This window comes from Micromonospora sp. NPDC049175 (assembly GCF_043197345.1).
Lineage (GTDB): Bacteria > Actinomycetota > Actinomycetes > Mycobacteriales > Micromonosporaceae > Micromonospora.
Genome location: NZ_JBICSY010000002.1, coordinates 504,765 through 522,949, shown reverse-complemented (window position 1 = coordinate 522,949; position 18,185 = coordinate 504,765). Strand labels below are relative to the sequence as shown.

General features: G+C 72.0%; 17 protein-coding genes. 7 read left to right on the top strand and 10 right to left on the bottom strand.

The genetic code is table 11. The annotated features are described in order from the left end of the window. On the bottom strand, positions 1 to 1,515 hold a 1,515-nt coding region (locus tag ACGFH8_RS09355; RefSeq protein ID WP_393365524.1), incomplete at its 3' end, for a HAMP domain-containing protein. A gap of 285 nt (positions 1,516 to 1,800) precedes the next feature. Between ACGFH8_RS09355 and ACGFH8_RS09350 the strand changes: the two genes are divergently transcribed. After that, positions 1,801 to 3,852, top strand: a complete 2,052-nt coding sequence (locus ACGFH8_RS09350) for a SpoIIE family protein phosphatase (RefSeq protein WP_393365522.1) — start codon at positions 1,801 to 1,803, stop codon at positions 3,850 to 3,852. A gap of 49 nt (positions 3,853 to 3,901) precedes the next feature. Then, the gene (locus ACGFH8_RS09345) at positions 3,902 to 4,333 is read left to right on the top strand and encodes a hypothetical protein (RefSeq protein WP_393365521.1); all 432 of its coding nucleotides are present in this window, start codon (positions 3,902 to 3,904) and stop codon (positions 4,331 to 4,333) included. A 49-nt stretch (positions 4,334 to 4,382) separates the two neighbouring features. Here ACGFH8_RS09345 and ACGFH8_RS09340 read toward each other — a convergent pair whose 3' ends face one another. Further along, positions 4,383 to 5,741, bottom strand: a complete 1,359-nt coding sequence (locus ACGFH8_RS09340) for an FAD-binding oxidoreductase (RefSeq protein WP_393365519.1) — start codon at positions 5,739 to 5,741, stop codon at positions 4,383 to 4,385. 96 nt (positions 5,742 to 5,837) lie between these two features. Between ACGFH8_RS09340 and ACGFH8_RS09335 the strand changes: the two genes are divergently transcribed. Together ACGFH8_RS09335 and ACGFH8_RS09330 are read left to right on the top strand one after the other, a co-directional pair. After that, complete coding sequence (locus ACGFH8_RS09335) at positions 5,838 to 7,934, top strand: S9 family peptidase (RefSeq protein ID WP_393365518.1); 2,097 nt, start codon at positions 5,838 to 5,840, stop codon at positions 7,932 to 7,934. 174 nt (positions 7,935 to 8,108) lie between these two features. After that, positions 8,109 to 8,294, top strand: a complete 186-nt coding sequence (locus ACGFH8_RS09330; protein WP_393365517.1) for a hypothetical protein — start codon at positions 8,109 to 8,111, stop codon at positions 8,292 to 8,294. A gap of 139 nt (positions 8,295 to 8,433) precedes the next feature. On the opposite strand, the gene ACGFH8_RS09325 is transcribed toward ACGFH8_RS09330, so the two are convergent. After that, a complete protein-coding gene (locus tag ACGFH8_RS09325) occupies positions 8,434 to 9,039 on the bottom strand; it encodes a TIGR03086 family metal-binding protein (RefSeq protein WP_393365516.1) in 606 nt (201 codons plus the stop codon). Positions 9,040 to 9,133: 94 nt separating this feature from the next. Between ACGFH8_RS09325 and ACGFH8_RS09320 the strand changes: the two genes are divergently transcribed. Then, the gene (locus tag ACGFH8_RS09320) at positions 9,134 to 9,868 is read left to right on the top strand and encodes a DUF6597 domain-containing transcriptional factor (protein WP_393365515.1); all 735 of its coding nucleotides are present in this window, start codon (positions 9,134 to 9,136) and stop codon (positions 9,866 to 9,868) included. Between the two features lie 102 nt (positions 9,869 to 9,970). Here ACGFH8_RS09320 and ACGFH8_RS09315 read toward each other — a convergent pair whose 3' ends face one another. Genes ACGFH8_RS09315 through ACGFH8_RS09290 form a run of 6 tightly spaced genes read right to left on the bottom strand, consistent with a single transcriptional unit; the run spans position 9,971 to position 15,568 of the window. Then, the gene (locus tag ACGFH8_RS09315) at positions 9,971 to 11,509 is read right to left on the bottom strand and encodes a SpoIIE family protein phosphatase (protein ID WP_393365514.1); all 1,539 of its coding nucleotides are present in this window, start codon (positions 11,507 to 11,509) and stop codon (positions 9,971 to 9,973) included. A 4-nt stretch (positions 11,510 to 11,513) separates the two neighbouring features. Continuing rightward, complete coding sequence (locus ACGFH8_RS09310) at positions 11,514 to 12,872, bottom strand: sensor histidine kinase (RefSeq protein WP_393365513.1); 1,359 nt, start codon at positions 12,870 to 12,872, stop codon at positions 11,514 to 11,516. Next, positions 12,869 to 13,882 carry a SpoIIE family protein phosphatase gene (locus ACGFH8_RS09305; protein ID WP_393365512.1) on the bottom strand — a complete coding sequence of 338 codons (1,014 nt, stop codon included), beginning with the start codon at positions 13,880 to 13,882 and terminating at the stop codon, positions 12,869 to 12,871. The genes ACGFH8_RS09310 and ACGFH8_RS09305 overlap by 4 nt, the downstream gene beginning before the upstream one ends. Then, positions 13,879 to 14,298, bottom strand: a complete 420-nt coding sequence (locus tag ACGFH8_RS09300) for an ATP-binding protein (protein WP_393365511.1) — start codon at positions 14,296 to 14,298, stop codon at positions 13,879 to 13,881. The genes ACGFH8_RS09305 and ACGFH8_RS09300 overlap by 4 nt, the downstream gene beginning before the upstream one ends. Then, positions 14,295 to 14,705: an STAS domain-containing protein gene (locus ACGFH8_RS09295; protein ID WP_393365510.1), complete on the bottom strand. Its 411-nt coding sequence runs from the start codon at positions 14,703 to 14,705 to the stop codon at positions 14,295 to 14,297. Before ACGFH8_RS09295 ends, ACGFH8_RS09300 begins: the two co-directional genes overlap by 4 nt. Beyond that, entirely contained in the window at positions 14,705 to 15,568 is an 864-nt protein-coding gene (locus tag ACGFH8_RS09290) for an STAS domain-containing protein (RefSeq protein WP_393365509.1), read from the bottom strand. The genes ACGFH8_RS09295 and ACGFH8_RS09290 overlap by 1 nt, the downstream gene beginning before the upstream one ends. A 163-nt stretch (positions 15,569 to 15,731) precedes the next feature. On the opposite strand from ACGFH8_RS09290, the gene ACGFH8_RS09285 reads away from it, so the two are divergent. Beyond that, the gene (locus ACGFH8_RS09285; protein ID WP_007454464.1) at positions 15,732 to 16,088 is read left to right on the top strand and encodes an STAS domain-containing protein; all 357 of its coding nucleotides are present in this window, start codon (positions 15,732 to 15,734) and stop codon (positions 16,086 to 16,088) included. A 13-nt stretch (positions 16,089 to 16,101) separates the two neighbouring features. On the opposite strand, the gene ACGFH8_RS09280 is transcribed toward ACGFH8_RS09285, so the two are convergent. After that, positions 16,102 to 17,382: an MFS transporter gene (locus tag ACGFH8_RS09280; protein WP_393365507.1), complete on the bottom strand. Its 1,281-nt coding sequence runs from the start codon at positions 17,380 to 17,382 to the stop codon at positions 16,102 to 16,104. An 86-nt stretch (positions 17,383 to 17,468) separates the two neighbouring features. Here ACGFH8_RS09280 and ACGFH8_RS09275 point away from each other — a divergent pair, with 86 nt between their 5' ends. Then, positions 17,469 to 18,149, top strand: coding sequence for a FadR/GntR family transcriptional regulator (locus tag ACGFH8_RS09275; RefSeq protein WP_393367040.1), 681 nt, complete (start codon positions 17,469 to 17,471; stop codon positions 18,147 to 18,149). The last annotated feature ends 36 nt before the right edge of the window (positions 18,150 to 18,185 follow it).

The window sequence follows — 18,185 nt, the reverse complement described above, 5'->3', positions numbered from 1 at the left end:
CACAGTGATCTTCTGCGACAGGTCACCCTTCGCCACGGCCGTGGTCACCGAGGCGATGTTGCGGACCTGGCTGGTCAGGTTCGACGCCATCGAGTTGACGTTGTCGGTCAGGTCGCGCCACGTACCGCTGACGCCCTTGACCTGGGCCTGACCGCCCAGGTTGCCCTCGGTGCCCACCTCGCGCGCCACCCGGGTCACCTCGTCGGCGAACGACGAGAGCTGATCCACCATCGTGTTGACGGTGTTCTTCAGCTCCAGGATCTCGCCCTGCGCGTCGACAGTGATCTTCTGCGACAGGTCGCCCTTCGCCACGGCCGTGGAGACCTGGGAGATGTTGCGGACCTGACTGGTCAGGTTGCCGGCGAGCTGGTTGACGTTCTCGGTGAGGTCGCGCCAGGTGCCGGAGACCCCGCGCACCTGGGCCTGACCGCCGAGCTTGCCCTCGATGCCCACCTCACGGGCCACCCGGGTCACCTCGTCGGCGAACGACGACAACTGGTCCACCATCGTGTTGACGGTGTCCTTCAGCTCCAGGATCTCGCCCTGCGCCGCGACCGTGATCTTCTGCGACAGGTCACCACGCGCCACCGCCGTGGAGACCTGCGCGATGTTGCGGACCTGGGCGGTCAGGTTCGACGCCATCGAGTTGACGCTGTCGGTCAGGTCCTTCCAGGTGCCGGCCACGTTCGGCACCTCGGCCTGGCCGCCCAACTTGCCCTCGGTGCCCACCTCGCGGGCCACCCGGGTCACCTGCTCGGCGAAGAGCCGCAGCGTGTCGGTGAGGTAGTTCATCGTGGCGGCCAACTCGGCGACCTCACCGCGCGCGCCGACCGTGATCTTCTGCGACAGGTCACCCTTGGCCACCGCCGTCGCCACCTGCGAGATCGACCGCACCTGGCCGGTCAGGTTCGACGCCATGGTGTTCACCGAGTCGGTGAGGTCCTTCCAGGTGCCGGCGACGCCCCGCACGTCGGCCTGGCCACCCAACTTGCCCTCGGTGCCCACCTCGCGGGCCACCCGGGTCACCTCGTTCGAGAACGAGGAGAGCTGGTCCACCATTGTGTTGACGGTGCGCCCGATGCGCAGGTACTCACCGCGCAGCGGCCGGCCGTCGATCTCCAGCGCCATGTGCTGGGACAGGTCGCCGTCCGCGACCGCCACGATGACCCGGGCGATCTCGGTGGTCGGTCGGCCCAGGTCGTCGATCAGCGAGTTGATCGCCCGCTGCCCCTCCGCCCAGGAACCGTCCAGCCCCTCGTCGTCGAGCCGCTCGGTGAGCCGACCGTCGCGACCGACGATCCGGCTGATCCGCCGCAGGTCCAGGTACTGCCGCTCCTGGAGCGAGACCACCTCGTTGAAGGCGTCCGCCACCTCACCGGCCGCGCCCGCGCGGCGGGGAAGCCGGACCTTCAGGTCGCCGCGACCGATCCGTCGCAGTGCCTCGGTCAACTCACCGAGGAGCGCCTCGTGGTCGGGCGCGGACGGATCCGCTACCGACTGCTTCGCCGTGGTCATCATTCCTCGCTCCACTCGGGGGCCGCCGGTCCGTACGGACACACCGGCACCCCATATTGTGCCCGCGAGCGCCGTAGTGCCAGGGTGCGCGACCCGCCAGGCGGCCCCGACCGCCATCCGATCCGCCCGATCGGTGCGAGGCCGGCCCGCGCCCTCGCACACCTCGCAGAACGGCCCGAACACGCCGCACCGTGGCGATCACCCCTCCCCCTCCGATGGTGGGAAAGGTGCGCGCAACTGATGATCGGCTTGGCACCCGACGGGGCGACGGTGGAGGATACGAGGGTGTCAGCCGAGGCGGGGCCCGCGACGGCCGGGGCCCGGGACGGGACGACCCGGCGCGTCCGCCTGCCCGCCGACCGCCGTACGCCGGCCGCCGCCCGCGCCGTGGTCCGCTCGGTGTTGACCGAGTCACACCTGGACGAACTCGTCAACGAGGCCCTGCTGCTCACCACCGAGCTGACCACGAACGCCGTCGAGCACGCCCGCACCGAGTTGGACATCGAGGTCGTCGCCGACCAGGTCGGGCTGACCGTCACGGTCTCCGACTTCGCCCCCGGCTCCGGTGACGAGCTGACCGTCGGCGCCCGCAACGACTCCACGGAGATCGACGAGGTCTCCGAACGGGGCCGGGGTCTGCTCCTGGTCGACCACTTCGCCAGCCGCTGGGGCACCACGTACCTGCCCACCGGCAAGGGCGTCTGGTTCCGGCTGGACCGCCCCGGCGCCGACCCGCAGACCGAGGGCAGCGGTGGCGACCCTCGGATGAGCACCGACAAATCCGCGCCGAGCGCCAGCGCGATGAGCGAACTCATGCAAACCGCCCCCGACCTGTACGCGGACGACCCGCTGCCCGACTTCGCCACCAGCCTGCTCAGCCGGGTCGCCGAGATGGTGGGAGCGGCCGGCGGCACGATCCGCCTCGACCGGGGCGACGGACAGGGGCGCCAGGTGTTGGCCCACTTCGGTCGGCCACCCCGCCCCGGCAGTGAGCTGCTCCGGGTGCCGCTGACGGTGCACCGCCCGTACGCCGGGGAGCTGGAGCTGGACGCCGCGCCGTCGGCGTACGCCCGGCCGTTGGCGGTGCTCACCGCCGAGCGGCTGTCGCTGCACCTGGAGAACGACAGGCTGCGCCGGGCCGACGTCCGGCGGCAGGTGTGGTTGACGTTCCTGGCCGAGGCGAGCGAACTGCTCGCCCAGTCGTTGGACGTCGACCTGACAATGGCCCTGGTCCCGCAGTTGGTGGTCCCCCGGCTCGGCCAGTGGTGCGCGGTGCACACCGCCGACGAGTGGGGCCGGCTCCGGCTGGCGGCGGCCAGCCACGCCGACGAGTCGATGCTGCCGCAACTGCACAAGGTGCTGGCCGAGACCGGGCCGGATTCCATCCAGGCTCGCCTACGCGAGGCGTCCCGCAGCGCCGCGCAGATCCCCCTCGGCGGGCCGATGGAGGGTTTCGCGGTCCCGCTCATCGCGCGGGGGCAGCGGCTCGGGACCCTGGCGGTGGGCCGGCACCAGCGGCACCGGCACGACCCGGACGAGGTGGCCGTCCTCGAGGACGTGGCCCGGCGGGCCGCGCTTGCCATCGAGAACGCCCGGATCCACGCCGAGCGCCGCCGCGTGGCGCAGACGCTCCAGCAGTCCCTGCTGCCGCCGGTGCTGCCGCTCGTGGACGGGATCGGCTTCGCCGCCGAGTACGTCCCGACCGGCGACGACGCCGAGGTGGGGGGCGACTTCTACGACGTGGTGCCGCTGCCCGACGGGCGTTGGCTGGTGGTGATCGGTGACGTCTCGGGCAAGGGCGTCCAGGCCGCCGCGGTGACCGGGCTGGTCCGAGACGTGATCCGGGTGCTTGTCGTCGACGGCAAACCGTTGCCGGAGGTGCTGGCTCGGCTCAACGAGACGCTTGTCGAGCGGGGTGGCGGACGATACTGCACGTTGGCGCTGGCGGCGGTCGGGCCGGGCCCGGGCGATGTGTTGGACGTGTCGCTGCATCTGGCCGGGCACGACCAGCCGGTGCTGCTGGCCGGTGCGGGTGGCGCGGGGTTCGTCGGCACCAGCGGCACCGCGCTCGGCCTGCTCGACACGATCACCACGCCAACGGCGAAGATCACGCTCGCGCCGGGCGACTCGCTGATCTTCTACACCGATGGCGTCACCGAACGGCGGCGCGGCCGGGAGCTGTTCGGCACCGACCGACTGCGGGACGCGGCCGCGCCCCTGGCCGGATACTCGGCCGACGTGGTGGCCGCCCGGCTGCGCTCCGCCGCGATCAACTTCTCGGTGGAGCCACCCCGGGACGACATCGCCATCCTGGTGCTCCGCAACGACGCGACCTGACCGGCACGCGCGGCCCTGGTTCCCGGGTCGGCTCGGTAGATTGACGGCCATGACGAGTGTCGCGCAGGACGCGTCGTACTCCCGGCCGATGGCCCGTGCCCTGATCGTGGCGCAACTCGCGACCATCGGCGCGTTCCTCGTCGTGCTCGCGCTCTACCTGGGTCGGATGGTGGCTGCCGGGGTCGGCCCGGCCGACATGGTGACCGGCGCGTACGACCCGAAGGACATGGTCCCCTTCGGGATGGCCGGGGTGAACCCGTTCTTCTGGCTCTACGCCGTGGTCGCGATCCTGTACCTGGTGGGTGCCGTGCTCGGGCCGCTGTTGGCGATCGTCGCGGTGGCACTTGTCGCCCGGGAACGCGAAGCCCTGCCCCGGGCGACAACGGCGCTGCTGCTGACCGGGGTGGTGGGCAGCCTGCTGGTGCTGGTGGCCCGTTTCACCCCCCAGTTGCTGGACATGCACCGGTGGTGGCTGGACTGACCACGCCGGCCGGGCCGGCCGGCCGCCCAGCCTTGCCGGCGGTGTGGGCTCACAGCCCTCCGGGCAGGCGCCCGGGAGCGAGCCGGTGGTCCGGATCGAGGTGCTCCTTGGCCGCCCGCAGTTGGGCCAGGCCGGCCAACTCGCCCCAGAGGTCGACGGCCTGGCGGACCGCCGCCGGAGCGGAGACCACCACACAGCGGCCCTGCCGGGCCAGCAGCACCCCCCGGACGGCGGCCAGGATGGACGCCACCCGGTCGGGAGCCAACGCTCCGGGCAGTGCCGCGTGCACCACACCCAGCCCGGCGGACCCGCGCACCGGCACCGGCGCGCCGGCCGCGTCGCGGAGCGCGTAGACGGCGGCGTGCAGGTCACCGATCGGCACCTCCAGGCGCAGCGCCGTGTCGCCGGGCGCGAACGGGTAGCGACGCCACCACGTCGGCGCGGAGTGGGCGATTGTCGCCTCCCCGTGCAGCAGGCCGACAAGTCGCTCGGCGCGCTCGGTGACGTCGGCCGGGCCACCCTCCAGCAGCACCACCAGGCTGCCCGCCCGGGACGGGACACCGGAACGCCCGGACATCGACGGGTGGCGCTCCCGAGCCGTCGCGGACGGGTGGCCGGGCGGGTACGGCGTACGCGGTCGGAGGGGGGCTCCCGGCAGGTCCAGCTCGACGGCCGCCGGCTCCAGTCGGGCGGCGAGGATCTGCCGGATCAGGTCGTGCACCTCCAGCGGCGTCCACACCGGGCGGGACACCCAGAGCCGGCTCGCCGGCATCGGCTGCACCCGCAGGCTCGCCGACACCAGCACACCGAGCGCGCCCTGGGAGCCGCAGAGCAGCCGGGCCAGGTCGAGACCCGGCGCACCGCCCCCGGCGCTCACCAACTCACCGTCGGCGGAGAGGTAACGGACACCGAGCAGCTGGTCGCAGGGGCTGCCGTGACGGTGACGCAGCGGACCGGCCTCACCGGCGGCGAGCACCCCGCCGAGGGTCGCGCCGGGTGACGGGGCGTCCATCGCCAGCCGCTGCCCGGTGCGCTCCAGCGTGGTCTGCACCGCTCGTAGCGGGGTGCCGGCGCCCACCTCGGCCACCGGCGCGCCAACCGGCTCGTGACCGATGCCGGCCAGCCGGCCGGTGTCGAGCATGATGTCGACCTGCACGGGCGTGGCGCCCCAGTCGATCTTCGTGCCGGCCCCGCGGGGAACCACCGCCAGGTCGTGCGCGGCAGCCAACCGCAGCACCTCGGCGGCGGCGGCCGGACCGCCCGGCACCGCCACCCAGCGTGCCCGCCGACCCGCCACCTCGTCGGCCGCACCGCCGAGCCGCGAGAACGGCGGACCGCAGATCGCCGCCAGTCGTCGGGTGATCTCCAGAGCGCCGGACCGGCCGAGGGAACTCGCTGCTGCCGCCATGCCGGCTATCGTACATGTGTTCTAAAGCCGTGGTGGCGCTGATCGGGATGCCGTTGGTACGGCTCGCCACCGGCACCGACCGGTAACGTGGCCGCCGTGACCACCGAGACTGCCCCGCCCGCGGCGAAGCGGGTGCCCAGCGAGCGCAGGCACCACGGCGACACAGTCGTCGACGAGTACGCCTGGCTCGCCGCCAAGGACGACCCGGAGACGATCGCCTACCTGACCTCCGAGAACGAGTACACCGACGCGCGCACGGCGCACCTGGCCGCGCTGCGCGAGGACCTGTTCGAGGAGACCCGCCGACGCACCAGGGAAACCGACCTGTCCGTGCCGAGCCGCAAGGGCGGGCACTGGTACTACACCCGGACCGTCGAGGGTCAGCAGTACGGGGTGCAGTGTCGGCGCGCGGTACGCGACGGCGAGATCGAGCCCCCGGTCAGCACGGACGGCGCCCCGCTCGACGGTGAGGAGGTGCTGCTCGACGGCAACCTGCTCGCCGAGGGGCACGACTTCTTCTCACTCGGCGCGTTCGACGTCAGTCCGGACGGCCGCTGGTTGGCCTACTCCACCGACTTCTCCGGCGACGAGCGGTTCACCCTGCGCGTGAAGGACCTGACCACCGGCGAGGTGCTGCCGGACGAGGTGCCGGACACGTTCTACGGCACCGCCTGGTCGGCCGACGCGTCGGTGCTGTTCTACGTGACCGTGGACGACGCCTGGCGCCCCAATCGGGTCTGGCGGCACACCGTCGGATCCGCCTCCGGGGACGACGTGGTGGTCCACCAGGAGGACGACGAGCGGTTCTGGGTGGGCGTGGAGCTGACCCGGTCGGAGAAGTTCATCCTGATCGACGTCCACAGCAAGGTGACAAGCGAAGTCCTGGTGATCCCCGCCGGAAACCCGACCGGCGCGCCGGCCGTCATCGCTCCCCGCCGGCAGGGTGTCGAATACGCGGTGGAGCACCACGGCCACCGTTTCCTGATCCTGCACAACGACGGCGCGGAGGACTTCGCGCTGGCGTTCACCTCGGCGGACACGCCCGGCGACTGGGTGCCGGTCATCGCACACACCCCCGGCACCCGGCTGGAAGCCGTGGACGCCTTCGCCAACCACCTGGTCGTGTCACTGCGCACCGACGGGCTCACCGGGCTGCGGGTGTTGCCGGTGGGCAGCGACGACTCGTACGACATCGACTTCCCCGAGCCGCTGTACAGCGTCGGCCTCGACGCCAACCCGGAGTACCGCACCGGACAGGTCCGCCTGCGCTACTCCTCGCTCGTCACGCCCGACTCGATCTACGACTACGACCTGGTCACCCGGCAGATGGTGCTGCGCAAGCAGAAGCCGGTCCTGCCCGGCCCGGACGGACGACCGTACGACCCGGCCGAGTACGAGCAGCACCGTGACTGGGCACTCGCCGACGACGGCACCCGCGTGCCGATCTCGCTCGTCTGCCGGGTCGGCACCCCCCGGGACGGCTCGGCCCCCTGCGAGTTGTACGGCTACGGCTCCTACGAGGCCAGCATGGACCCGTGGTTCTCGGTGGCCCGGTTGTCACTGCTGGACCGGGGCGTGGTCTTCGCGGTGGCGCACACCCGCGGCGGCGGGGAAATGGGCCGACGCTGGTACGACCAGGGCAAGCTGCTGGCCAAGAAGAACACCTTCACCGACTTCGTCGCCTGCGCCCGACACCTGGTCAAGGCCGGCTGGACGGCAAGCGACCGGCTGGTCGCCCGCGGAGCCTCGGCCGGCGGCCTGCTGATGGGCGCGGTGGCCAACCTGGCACCCGAGGCGTTCACCGGCATCGTCGCGCAGGTGCCGTTCGTGGACGCGCTCACGTCGATCCTCGACCCGTCGCTGCCACTGACCGTCACCGAGTGGGAGGAGTGGGGCAACCCACTTGAGGACCCCGAGGTGTACGCGTACATGAAGTCCTACACGCCGTACGAGAACATCGCGGCGATGGACTACCCCGCGATCCTCGCGGTGACAAGCCTCAACGACACGCGGGTGCTCTACTCGGAGCCGGCGAAGTGGATCGCCCGGCTGCGGGCGGTCGCCCCGAACGGCGACTACCTGCTCAAGACCGAGATGGGCGCCGGGCACGGCGGCCCGAGCGGTCGCTACGACTCCTGGCGTGAGGAGGCGTTCATCAACGCCTGGATCCTGGACCGCATCGGTCGCGCCTGATCCAGGCGAGCGTGATCGCGCTCGATCGTGGAAGTAGTGCCCTCGGGCGTCGGGGAGGGCACTACATCCCTGATCGAGCGCGATCATGGGAGGGTCCGCGCGACACCCGGATGGCGGGCGCCGCGCGGTCTGGTGTTGCGGGGTCGGCGCGGGTGTCGGGCCTAGACTTCCGGGGTGACCGGGGCTACGGATGGTGACGGCGGGGCCGCCGAGGACGTCAACCGGCCGCGCGTCGCGGCGTTGGCGCGGGATCGTCGGGTCTGGCTGATCCTCGCCGTGGTCGCCGGCCTCCTGGTCTGCTGCTGCTCGGCGGTGATCGGCGCCCTTGTGGCACTCTCCTCCGGCCTACTCACCGCCTGACCTGGTCGAACTCGCCGACCCGGCCTGGCCTGGCCTGGCCCGACTCGGCTTCCTGGAAATCGGGCCTTCCTGGCGGTCCTGATGCCCCGACATCCTGAAGGCCGAGTCGATCACAGCGAGCACCCGGCGGAAACGCGGCTCACGTCGTGCGAGGTTCGTCCAGGGCAGTGCTGGCGGGCCAGGTGGGGATGCGGCCGGTCTGGGTCAGCAGGTGGGCCAGGTCGGGGGTGGAGGTCGCGGTCGCAGGGGTCGACACCGGCTCGGCGAAGACGCCCATCTTGCGGGCCGTCGGGCCCAACTGCTCGACCAGCCCGTGCAGCTCGGCCACCGCCTCCGGGGCCGGCTGGTACGCCTGACCGGTGGCGACGGCGAGGTCCCAACCGTGCACGGTCAGGTCCAGCAGAGCCATGCCGCCGATGACGGACTGCGGCATGCCCATCCCCGGCGACACACCCTCCAGAGTCGACGGATCCGCCCAGGCGGCGATCAACTTGTCGGTCTCCGTCTTGAACCGGTCCCGCCAGCCGTCGGTGAGGTGGTCGGGCTTCTCGGCCCATTCCACAGGCCGTTTGACGGCCAGGTCCTGGAAGTTGACCACCACCTCGAACAGGTGGTTGAGCAGATCGCGGACCAGGTAGTCGCGGCACGGGGTGGGCAGATCGAACTGGTCGTCGGCGATGCCGCGCACCACGTCGACGGTTCGCGGCGCGGCAGCCGCCAGCAGGTCGCTAGTCTGAGTGGTCATAGGGCCAGCGTATGAGGGTGGTCTTGAATAAATGCGACACCGACCGCGTGGCGACAGCCGGGGGATTCTCGACCCCGGGCGCATGCTGCGCGCGGTGCGGTTCCGTCGGCGCCTGCCGATGGAGTCGCTACGCCCCTGGGTGGAGCACTACTGGCTGATCGACTGGACGTTGAGCGCACCGTTCGAGCAGCGTGTCGTGCCGCATCCGGCGGTGAACGTGGTGTTCCGGCGTGACAGTGACGGGCCGGAGTCCGGCGAGGTGGCCGGGGTGGGCAACGACCTGTTCCGGATCACGCTCACCGGCACCGGACGGGTCTGCGGGGTGCAGTTCCGCCCCGGCGGGTTCCACTCGTTCTGGCGTCGGCCGGTCACCGAACTGACCGGCCGACGGGTGCCACTGCCCGCTGGCCGACTGGCGGCACCCCACGAGGTGGTGTGCGCGGCCACCGACGACGAGCGCTGCCGCGCGTTGGACGCCCTGCTCACCGCCTGGAGCCCGGAGCCGGACCCGATGGCCGAGGAGGCCGTCCGGCTGGCCGAGGCGATCCGCGCCGACCGGACGGTGCTGCGGGTCGACGACTTCGCCGCGCGGCAGGACGTTCCGGTTCGACGGTTGCAGCGGCTCTTCACGGAGTACGTGGGGGCCGGGCCGAAGTGGGTGATCCGCCGCTACCGCCTTCAGGAGGCCGTCGAACAGGCCGCTGGCGGCCCGCTGAGCTGGGCGGATCTTGCCGCCGACCTCGGCTACAGCGATCAGGCCCACCTGGTCCGCGACTTCACCGCCGTGGCCGGGGTGTCACCGGCCGCCTACGCCCGCTCGGTGCGCTGAAGCAGGCCAACGCCGCAGGAAGCCCAGCCCCAGCAGCGCAGGAAAGCCGGCCAGCAGCGCAGGGAAGCACGCCGGCGCCGCGCGGAAGCCGGCCAGCGTCGCTCAGCGGCGGCGCAGGACGACCACGGCGACGTCGTCCTGGATCTCCGGTGGGGCCAACTCCACCAGCAGCCGGGCGCAGAACCGGTCCAGGTCGTCGTCGACAGTGGCGGCGACCGCCGCCAGCGCGGCCAGCCCCTCGTCGATCGTGGCGTCCCGTCGTTCGATCAGCCCGTCGGTGTAGAACACGAGCGTGGCACCGGCCGGCAGCACGAACTCCAGGTCGGCCGGGCGCGGCGCGCGGACGCCGAGCAGCGGCGCGGAGTGCTGCACGAACTCGACCTTGCCACCCAGGTTGAGCACCGGCGGAAGGTGCCCGGCGCTGGCCAGCCGGACCCGCCCGGTCGGCGGGTGCAGCAGCAGTACGCAGAGCGTCGCCAGTTCGTTCGGCAGCAGTGTCCGCATCAGCTCGTTGACCCGGTGCAGGATCTCGCCGGGCTGGTGCCCCTCCACGGCGTACGCCCGCACCGCGTGTCGCAGCTCGGCCATCACTGTCGCCGCGTGCAGCGAGTGGCCGGCCACGTCGCCGATCGCCAGCAGCAGGTGCCCGTCGAGCATCACCAGCTCGTAGAAGTCGCCGCCCACCTCGGTCTGCGCGCTGGCCGGCTCGTAACGCACCGCGAGGTCCAGCCCGGCGACCGTGGGCAGCCCGCGCGGGAGCAGGCTGCGTTGGAGGGTGACCGCGATCCGGTGCTCCTCGTCGAAGGAGCGCTGCCCCTCCACGGCCGCCGCCACCGCCTGGGCCAGTTGCTTGAGCACCGGAGTTCGAGCGGTCTGGGTGGCGGTCGGCACCACCACGTACAGCGGGGCGCGGTCCTCCCGCAGCCGGGCGGCGGCGACCGTCACCGTGTCGTCCGCCGGCCAGTCGACCAGGGCCCAGTTCGCCGGGGTCTCCACCCGAACGGTGGCGCCGGTCGGCACTCCGGTGTCGTCGACGACCCACGGCACCACCTCGGCCGAGGCGCCGGGACCGGCGCAGATCCCCGCGAGGCAGTCACCGTCGAACGTCTCGGCGATCACCGCGGCCGGGCTCTTGAAGATCAGGGCGGCCCCCTCCGCGGCGGCCTCCAGCAGGCGTGCGAAGGTCGGCGCGGCGTGCACCGCCACTGTCGTGTCGGCCAGCCCGAGCAGGCGCTCGGCGAGCAGTTCGGCGCGCTGCCGGGCCTGGTAGTAGCGCAGCACCGCCCGTGTGGTGGCGATCAGCTCTTCCGGCTCGATCGGCTCGGTCAGGTACGCGTCCGCGCCCCGGGTCAGCCCCTGGGCTCGGTCGGCCACGTCCACGGCGTGCGCCGACACGTGGATCACCGGCATCGCCGGATGACGGGCCTTTATCTGTTCGCAGACCTCGTACCCGCTCAGGTCGGGCAGCCGGACGTCGAGGACCACCAGGTCGATCCGGTCCACCTCGACCCGCGCCAACGCCTCGGCGCCGTTCTCGGCTTCGAGCACCGTGAACCCGGCCCGGGTCAGCCAGCTGACCAGCAGGTAGCGCTTGGTACGACTGTCATCGACCACCAGGATGGTCGTCGGCACGCCGTCCACGCCGTCACGCCTCCCCGGCGGGTAGGGAGACGGTGAATGTGCTGCCCTGGCCCGGCTCGCTGGTCAGCTCCAGCGTCCCACCGAGCAGCGTCACCAACCGCCGGGCGTACGGCAGGCCGAGGCCGGTGCCGCCGACCCGGGTGGCGCCGGGCACCTGGTAGAACTCCTCGAAGATCCGGTCGTGCAGCTCGGCGGCGATGCCGGGGCCGGTGTCACTGACCTCGAAGTGCCACCTGTCGCCGTGCTGGCGGGCCCGCAGTCGCACCTCGCCGCGCTCGGTGAACTTCAGCCCGTTGTGCAGCAGGTTGCGCAGCACCTGGCCGAGCAGCACCTCGTCGGTGCGCAGCGTGGCCGGCGCGGTCGGCTCCTCCACCACCAACTCCACCCCCGGGCGGGTGGCGAGGGCGCGCATCGTGCCACGCAGTTGACCGAAGACCGGGCGCAGGTCGACGTCCGCCCACTCCGGCTCGATCCGGCCGGACTCCGCCTTGGCGAGGTCCAGCAGCTCGTTCACCAGATTGAGCAGGTCCGCCGCCGACGAGCGGATCAGCTCGACCTGGCGATCCTGCTCCTCGGTGAGCGGGTCGGAGGCGGAGTCGGTGAGCAGCCGCCCCAGCCCGATGATCGCGGTGACCGGGGCGCGCAGCTCATGGCTGACGTTTGCCAGGAACCGGCTCTTCGACTCGCTCGCGGCGCGCAGTTGCGCGGACTTCTCGTCCAGCTCGGCGTAGAGGGCGACGACGCCCCGGTTGGTCTCCTCCAACTCCTCGGTGAGCTGGTTGTAGAGCGCCAGCACACCCCTGTTGGTCTCGGCCAGCTCCTCGTTCAGCACGGCCAGCTCGTCGCGCTGACTGCGCACCTCGTCGAGCGCGGCGATGAGCTGCCCGTTCTGCACTGTCAACTCGTCCAGCGCGCTGGCCGGCGCGATACTGCCGAGTTCCGTACGGAACTCGGCGAGCCGCTCCGGGGTCGGCGTCGGCGCGTTGGCCGGAACTCGTCGGGACATCCGTACGACCGTAACCCCCTCGACGGTCGCCACGCTCAGTCTGTCGACCAGTCGGGACACCGCGCCGGACCGGGGCTGGTAGTCACCGTCGGGGAGCGCGGTTACCGGGGCCAGGTCGGCGCGCAGGTGGAAGCGGCCGTCAGCGCCCGCGTCGACGTGGAAGGAGACGTCCGCGCCGCCGGTCGTGTGCAGCAGGTCCCGGGCCACCTCGCTGAGCGCGGTGGCGATCCGCACCTGGTCCTGGCGTTCGAGGCCGACCACCGTGGCCACCTCACGGCCACGTTGGCGGATCACGAAGATGTCCTGCTCGACCCGCAGCGCCATCTGCAGCAACGGCAGCGCCGGCTCGCCGGTCATGCCCAGGACCTCGCGACCAGTACGCAGGCGTCGTCTCGTCGTACACCCGCGTCGCGTAGGAGGGTCGCGGCCATCACCAGCGGAGATCGTTCCGCCAGACCGGGGTAGTCGGTCAACCGCCAGCGGTCGACCACCCCGTCGCTGTGCATTACCAGTCGAGCGCCCGGAGCGAACGGGTAGTCGTACTCCCGGATCGTCGGCCGCTGGTGACCGGCGATGCCGGGCAGTGACACCAGCCCTCGGCGCTGACCGTCACCCTCGACGACCACGCCGGAGATGTTACCCAGCCCGGCGTAGCGCAGCATGCCGGCCGCCGGCGCCAGCTCGGCGACCGCGAGCGCGGCGCCCCGGGTGTGCGACATGCTCCGGTGCAGGTGACCCACCACCGCCGCCGGTGGCCCGGCCGGGGCGTTGCGGAACGCGGCGAGCGCCGCGTCGGTGGCGGCGCCGGCGAGTGGGCCGTGCCCGAGCCCGTCGCTGACAAGCACCTGGTGCCGCCCGTCGGCGATCCGTACGGCGTACCCGTCGCCGCTCACCGTCTCGCCGGTCAGCGGTCGGGTGAGGGCGCCGGCCCAGGACGGCTCAGCCGGCTCAGCCGGCCAGATCTGCACGGCGAGGACGGTGCCCCGGCCGGGCAGCGAGTATCCGTCGAACCAGCTGGCCTGCCGGACGATGGCGCCCAGACCGATGCCGAGAGTGCCGGTGGTGGAATGCCCGTCCTGTGACGAGACGGTCAGGTCGGCCATGCCGGGGCCGGAGTCGATGGCGATCAATTCCACGCCGGCCTCCCCGGCCCGGCGTACCGGCCGGAGCAGCAGGACGCCGTCGTCGGCGTGCTTGACCAGGTTGCTGGTGAGCTCGGCGGCGACGATGGCCAGGTCGGCGATGCGGGCCGCACTCAACTCCACCTGCGCGCCGAGGCGTTCGGCGGCGCGCCGCACGGCACTCGCCGTGCTGCTGGCCTCCACCCGGAACCAGATGCCGCTGTCGGTGACCGGATCGGCGTTCACCGGGACCACTTGGTGACCGTGATCCGCGTGCCGGTCTCCGGAGACGTCTCGATCTCGAATTCGTCGACGAGTCGGCGGGACCCGCTGAGCCCGAGGCCCATGCCGCCGCCTGTGGTGTAGCCATCGGTGAGGGCCATGTCCAGGTCCGGGATACCCGGCCCGGAGTCGGCGAAGACGATCCGGACGCCCGTGCGCCGGCCGTTCTCCACGGTTGTCACCTCGACCGAACCGCCGCCGCCGTACACCAGGGTGTTGCGGGCCAACTCGCTGGCCGCGGTGACCACCTTGGTCTGGTCGACGAGGGACAGCTTGACGGCCACCGCCACGCTGCGGACCAACTGTCGGACCCGCACCACGTCCTCGTCGCTGCGGACCGACTGCGCCTGCGGCTGGCCCAGGTCGATGTCCGCGGTCACGTCGTGGCCGTCTCGGCGTCCGGATCGTCGTCGAGCTGGTAGTCGAGCTCGTCGGCGTGGGCCGCCGCGATCAGCTCCATGCCACGCTCGACGTTCAGCGCGGTACGGATGCCGTTGAGCGAGAGCCCCAGTTCGACAAGGGTGATGGCGACGGCGGGACGCATCCCGACCACCACCGTTTCCGCGTCGAGCACCTTGGAGATCGACGCGATGGTGGAGAGCATCCGCCCGACGAAGGAGTCGACGATGTCCAGCGCGGTGATGTCGATGATGACGCCGTGGCAGCCGGTGTCCACGATCCGCTCGGCGAGATCCTCCTGGAGCTGGACCGCCGTCTGGTCGGACATGTCGAGCTGGATGGAGACGAGCAGGATGTCGCCGATCTTGAGGATCGGCACCCGTTCCATCAGACGCCCCGGCGCGGCTGCTGGCGGCGGGCGGTCTCCACCCCGGTGAGCCGCAGCACGTGACGCAGCGCGTCGGCGAGGCTCGCCTTGGTGGCGATGTCACCGAACTCGATGCCGAGCGCCACGATGGTCTGCGCGATCTGCGGGCGGATGCCGGAGATGATGCAGTCGGCGCCCATCAGCCGGGCGGCCACCACGGTCTTCAGGATGTGCTGGGCGACCTGGGTGTCCACCGCCGGGACGCCGGTGATGTCGATGATCGCGTACGGGGAGCCGGTGTCGACGAGGGTCTGCAGCAGCCGCTCCATCACGACCTGGGCCCGGGCCGAGTCGAGGGTGCCGACCAGCGGGACGGCCACCACGCCCTCCCAGAGCTTGACCACAGGCGTGGAGAGTTCGAGCAGTTGCTCGGCCTGATCGGCGATCAGGCTCTCCCGGGTGCGGACGAAGCTCTCGAAGGTGAACAGGCCCATCTCGTCGACGAGCTTCGAGAAGGCGACGAAGTCGTGCAGCGCGTTGGCGCCGCCGGCCTCCTGCACCAGCTCGGCCAGCACGTCCTTGAGCGCGAAGATGCTGACCGTGGTCTCGGTGGCGGAGAAGCCCTGCCGGGCCCGGCCACGGGACAACTCGGAGAGCGCGGCGCGCAACTCGGCGGCATTGTCGGCGGACAGATCGATGTCGCCCTGCTCGCCGGCGGCGACGAGAACGCGGTGCAGGTCCTGGACCTGCCGGCGCAGCTCGGCCTGGCTCAGCCGGCCACGCAACGAACTGGTGACGATCTCGGTCCACCGAGACGTGACCCGTTCGGCCTGCCCGCTGAGCAGCGCGGCGAGTCGACCACTTTCTTCGGTGCTCAACGCCATTTGGAACCCCCTTGACCTGGACCGGGCGGACTCTATCACCGGGGCCTGATCAACTACTTGCCCCGTAGCAACGGAATGACGACGGCCATCGGGTCCCGGCTCCCGTTCTGCGTACGACCCCGGTCGTGGGATACCGTTCCCCCGATAACAGGAGGTCTGGCAAATGTCCTTGACGGTGCACACGGAACAGCGCGGCGACGTGGTCGTCGTGTCGGTCGCGGGCGAGCTGGACATGGCCACCGCACCGCAGTTGCAGGACCAGATCACCGACCTGCTCGACAAGGGTCGTAACCGGCTGGTGTTCGACCTGGCGGACGTCTCGTTCTGCGACTCGACGGGCCTGTCGGTCTTCGTCCGCGCCAAGAACAGCTGCGACGAGGCCGGCGGCGTGGTGCGTCTGGCCGCCCCGCAGCGGGGTGTGTTGCGCATCCTCGAGGTGAGCGGGCTGGTCGAGGTGCTGCACACCTACCCGACGGTGGACGAGGCAGTCGCCGGCGAGCCGACGCCGGCCTCCTCCTGAGCTCTGCCGTTCGTCACTCGTCCTCGACGTAGCGGGGACGAGCGATGGCCATGCCCGCTGCCGTCTGCACGGCGAGCGCGCCCAGCAGGAACCCGAGCGGCGCGGTCCAGCCGCCGGTGACCTCGTAAAGGATGCCGACCATCAGCGGGCCGAGGGCGGCGATCACGTACCCGGTGCTCTGCGCGAACGCGGAGAGCGCGACGGTCCCCTCGGCGGTGCGGGCGCGTAGGCCGATGGCGGTCAGGATCATCGGGAACGCGCCCTGGCCGATCGCCAGGAGCGCGACCCAGAGCAGCGCGGCACCGCGCGGGGCGAACGCCAACCCCAGGTAGGCAAGCGTCGACGCGGTGGTCAGCCCGAGCACCAGCGGACGCAGGTTGCCCAGCCGACCGGCCACGGTAGGCATCAGCAGCGCGATCGGCACGCCGAGCGCGGTCACCCCGGCGAGCAGCAGTCCGGCCGACTCCGGGTGGTAGCCGGCGTCCCGGAACAACTGGGCCAGCCAGCCCATGATCGCGTACCCGCTGAGGGACTGCGCCCCGAAGTAGACGGCCATCGCCCAGCCGAGCCGGGTCCGTGCCGGCCGGACGCGCACCGGCGCGGCGACGGCCGCCGTCGGGGTCGAGCGCCGCGCGCCCGCCCGGGTCCGCAGCGCGAGTGGCACCCACGGGAGTACGGCCACCGCGGCCATCACGGCCCAGGCGCCCAGCCCGGCCCGCCAGGAGCCGAAGGCGTGCGCGATCGGCACCGCGGAGGCCGCGGCCACCGTCGTGCCGAGGGTCAACGCCATCGTGTACGCCCCGGTGACCAGCCCGGTCCGGTGCGGGAAGTGTTGCTTGACGAGCATCGGCAGCAGGATGTTCGCGACCGCGATGCCGGCCAGCGCCAGGGCGCTGGTGAGCACGAAGATCAGGGCCGAGTCGGTGGTGGCCCGGAGCACCTGGCCGGCGGCGAGGGCGACCATGGCGACCACAAGCACCCGGGCCGGTGCCACCCGGCGGACCAGCCACGGGGTGAGCGCGCCGAGGCCGGCGAACGCGATGGTCGGCAGGGTGGTGACCAGACCGGCCATGGTGCCGGAGAGCCCCAGCCCGTCGCGGACCTCGTCGAGCAGGGCGCCGACGCTTGTCACCGCGGCGCGCAGGTTGAGCGCGATGAGCAGCATCCCGACCAGCACGAGCGCGCCACCGGTCGCCGGGTGCGTCCGCCGGCCGACGTCGGGGTCCCGCGCCGGGCGGGGGTCGACGGCGACGGGAGCGGGCGGCGCCGGAGCGGCGACTGGTGGCGGGGTCATGACCTCTAACCTACAATCATGGGATGAATTTGGGACCGGTGATGTAACCAGTGCCACCGTCGGTTGAATTCCCCTCCGCGTCGCCGGTGCCGCCCCCCGGCCAGCCCGCCGTGCCGCCCCGGGGCCACCGGGTCCGGCAGACCATCGAGCGGCTCCGCGCCCGGATCCTCGGCGGCGAGTGGCCCGTTGGCGGGCGCATCCCCACCGAGCCGCAGCTCGTCGCCGCGCTGGGCGTGGGGCGCAACACCGTCCGGGAGGCCGTCCGCGCCCTGGTGCACGCCGGGGTGCTGGAGTGCCGGCAGGGCTCCGGCACGTACGTGGTGTCCACCGACGAGCTGGCGCCGGTGGTCGCCCGTCACCTCGGCGACGACCGGATGACCGAGGTCATCGAGGTGCGGCGCGCCTTCGAGGTGGAGGCCGCCCGGCTCGCCGCGCTGCGGCGTACCCCGGAGGACCTGGCGGCGCTCGACGGCGTGCTGGCCGAACGCGAGGCCGCCTGGCGCGGCGGCCGGGTCGACGCGTTCGTCGAGGCCGACGCGGCCCTGCACGTCGCGGTGGTCGCCGCCGCCCACAACGCCATGCTCGCCGAGCTGTACGCCTCGGTCGGCACCGCCCTGCGTAGCACCGTCGCCCAGGCGATGGGTGGCGCGCTCACTCCGGAGCGCTACGTCGACCACACCCGGCTGGTCGAGGCGATCCGGGACGGCGATCCGGACCGGGCGGCGATCGAAGCCGGCGCTTTTCTGGAACCCGCCGAACGGGCATAGGTTGTGCCCGACAGAAAAGCGGACACCTCGGGAGTA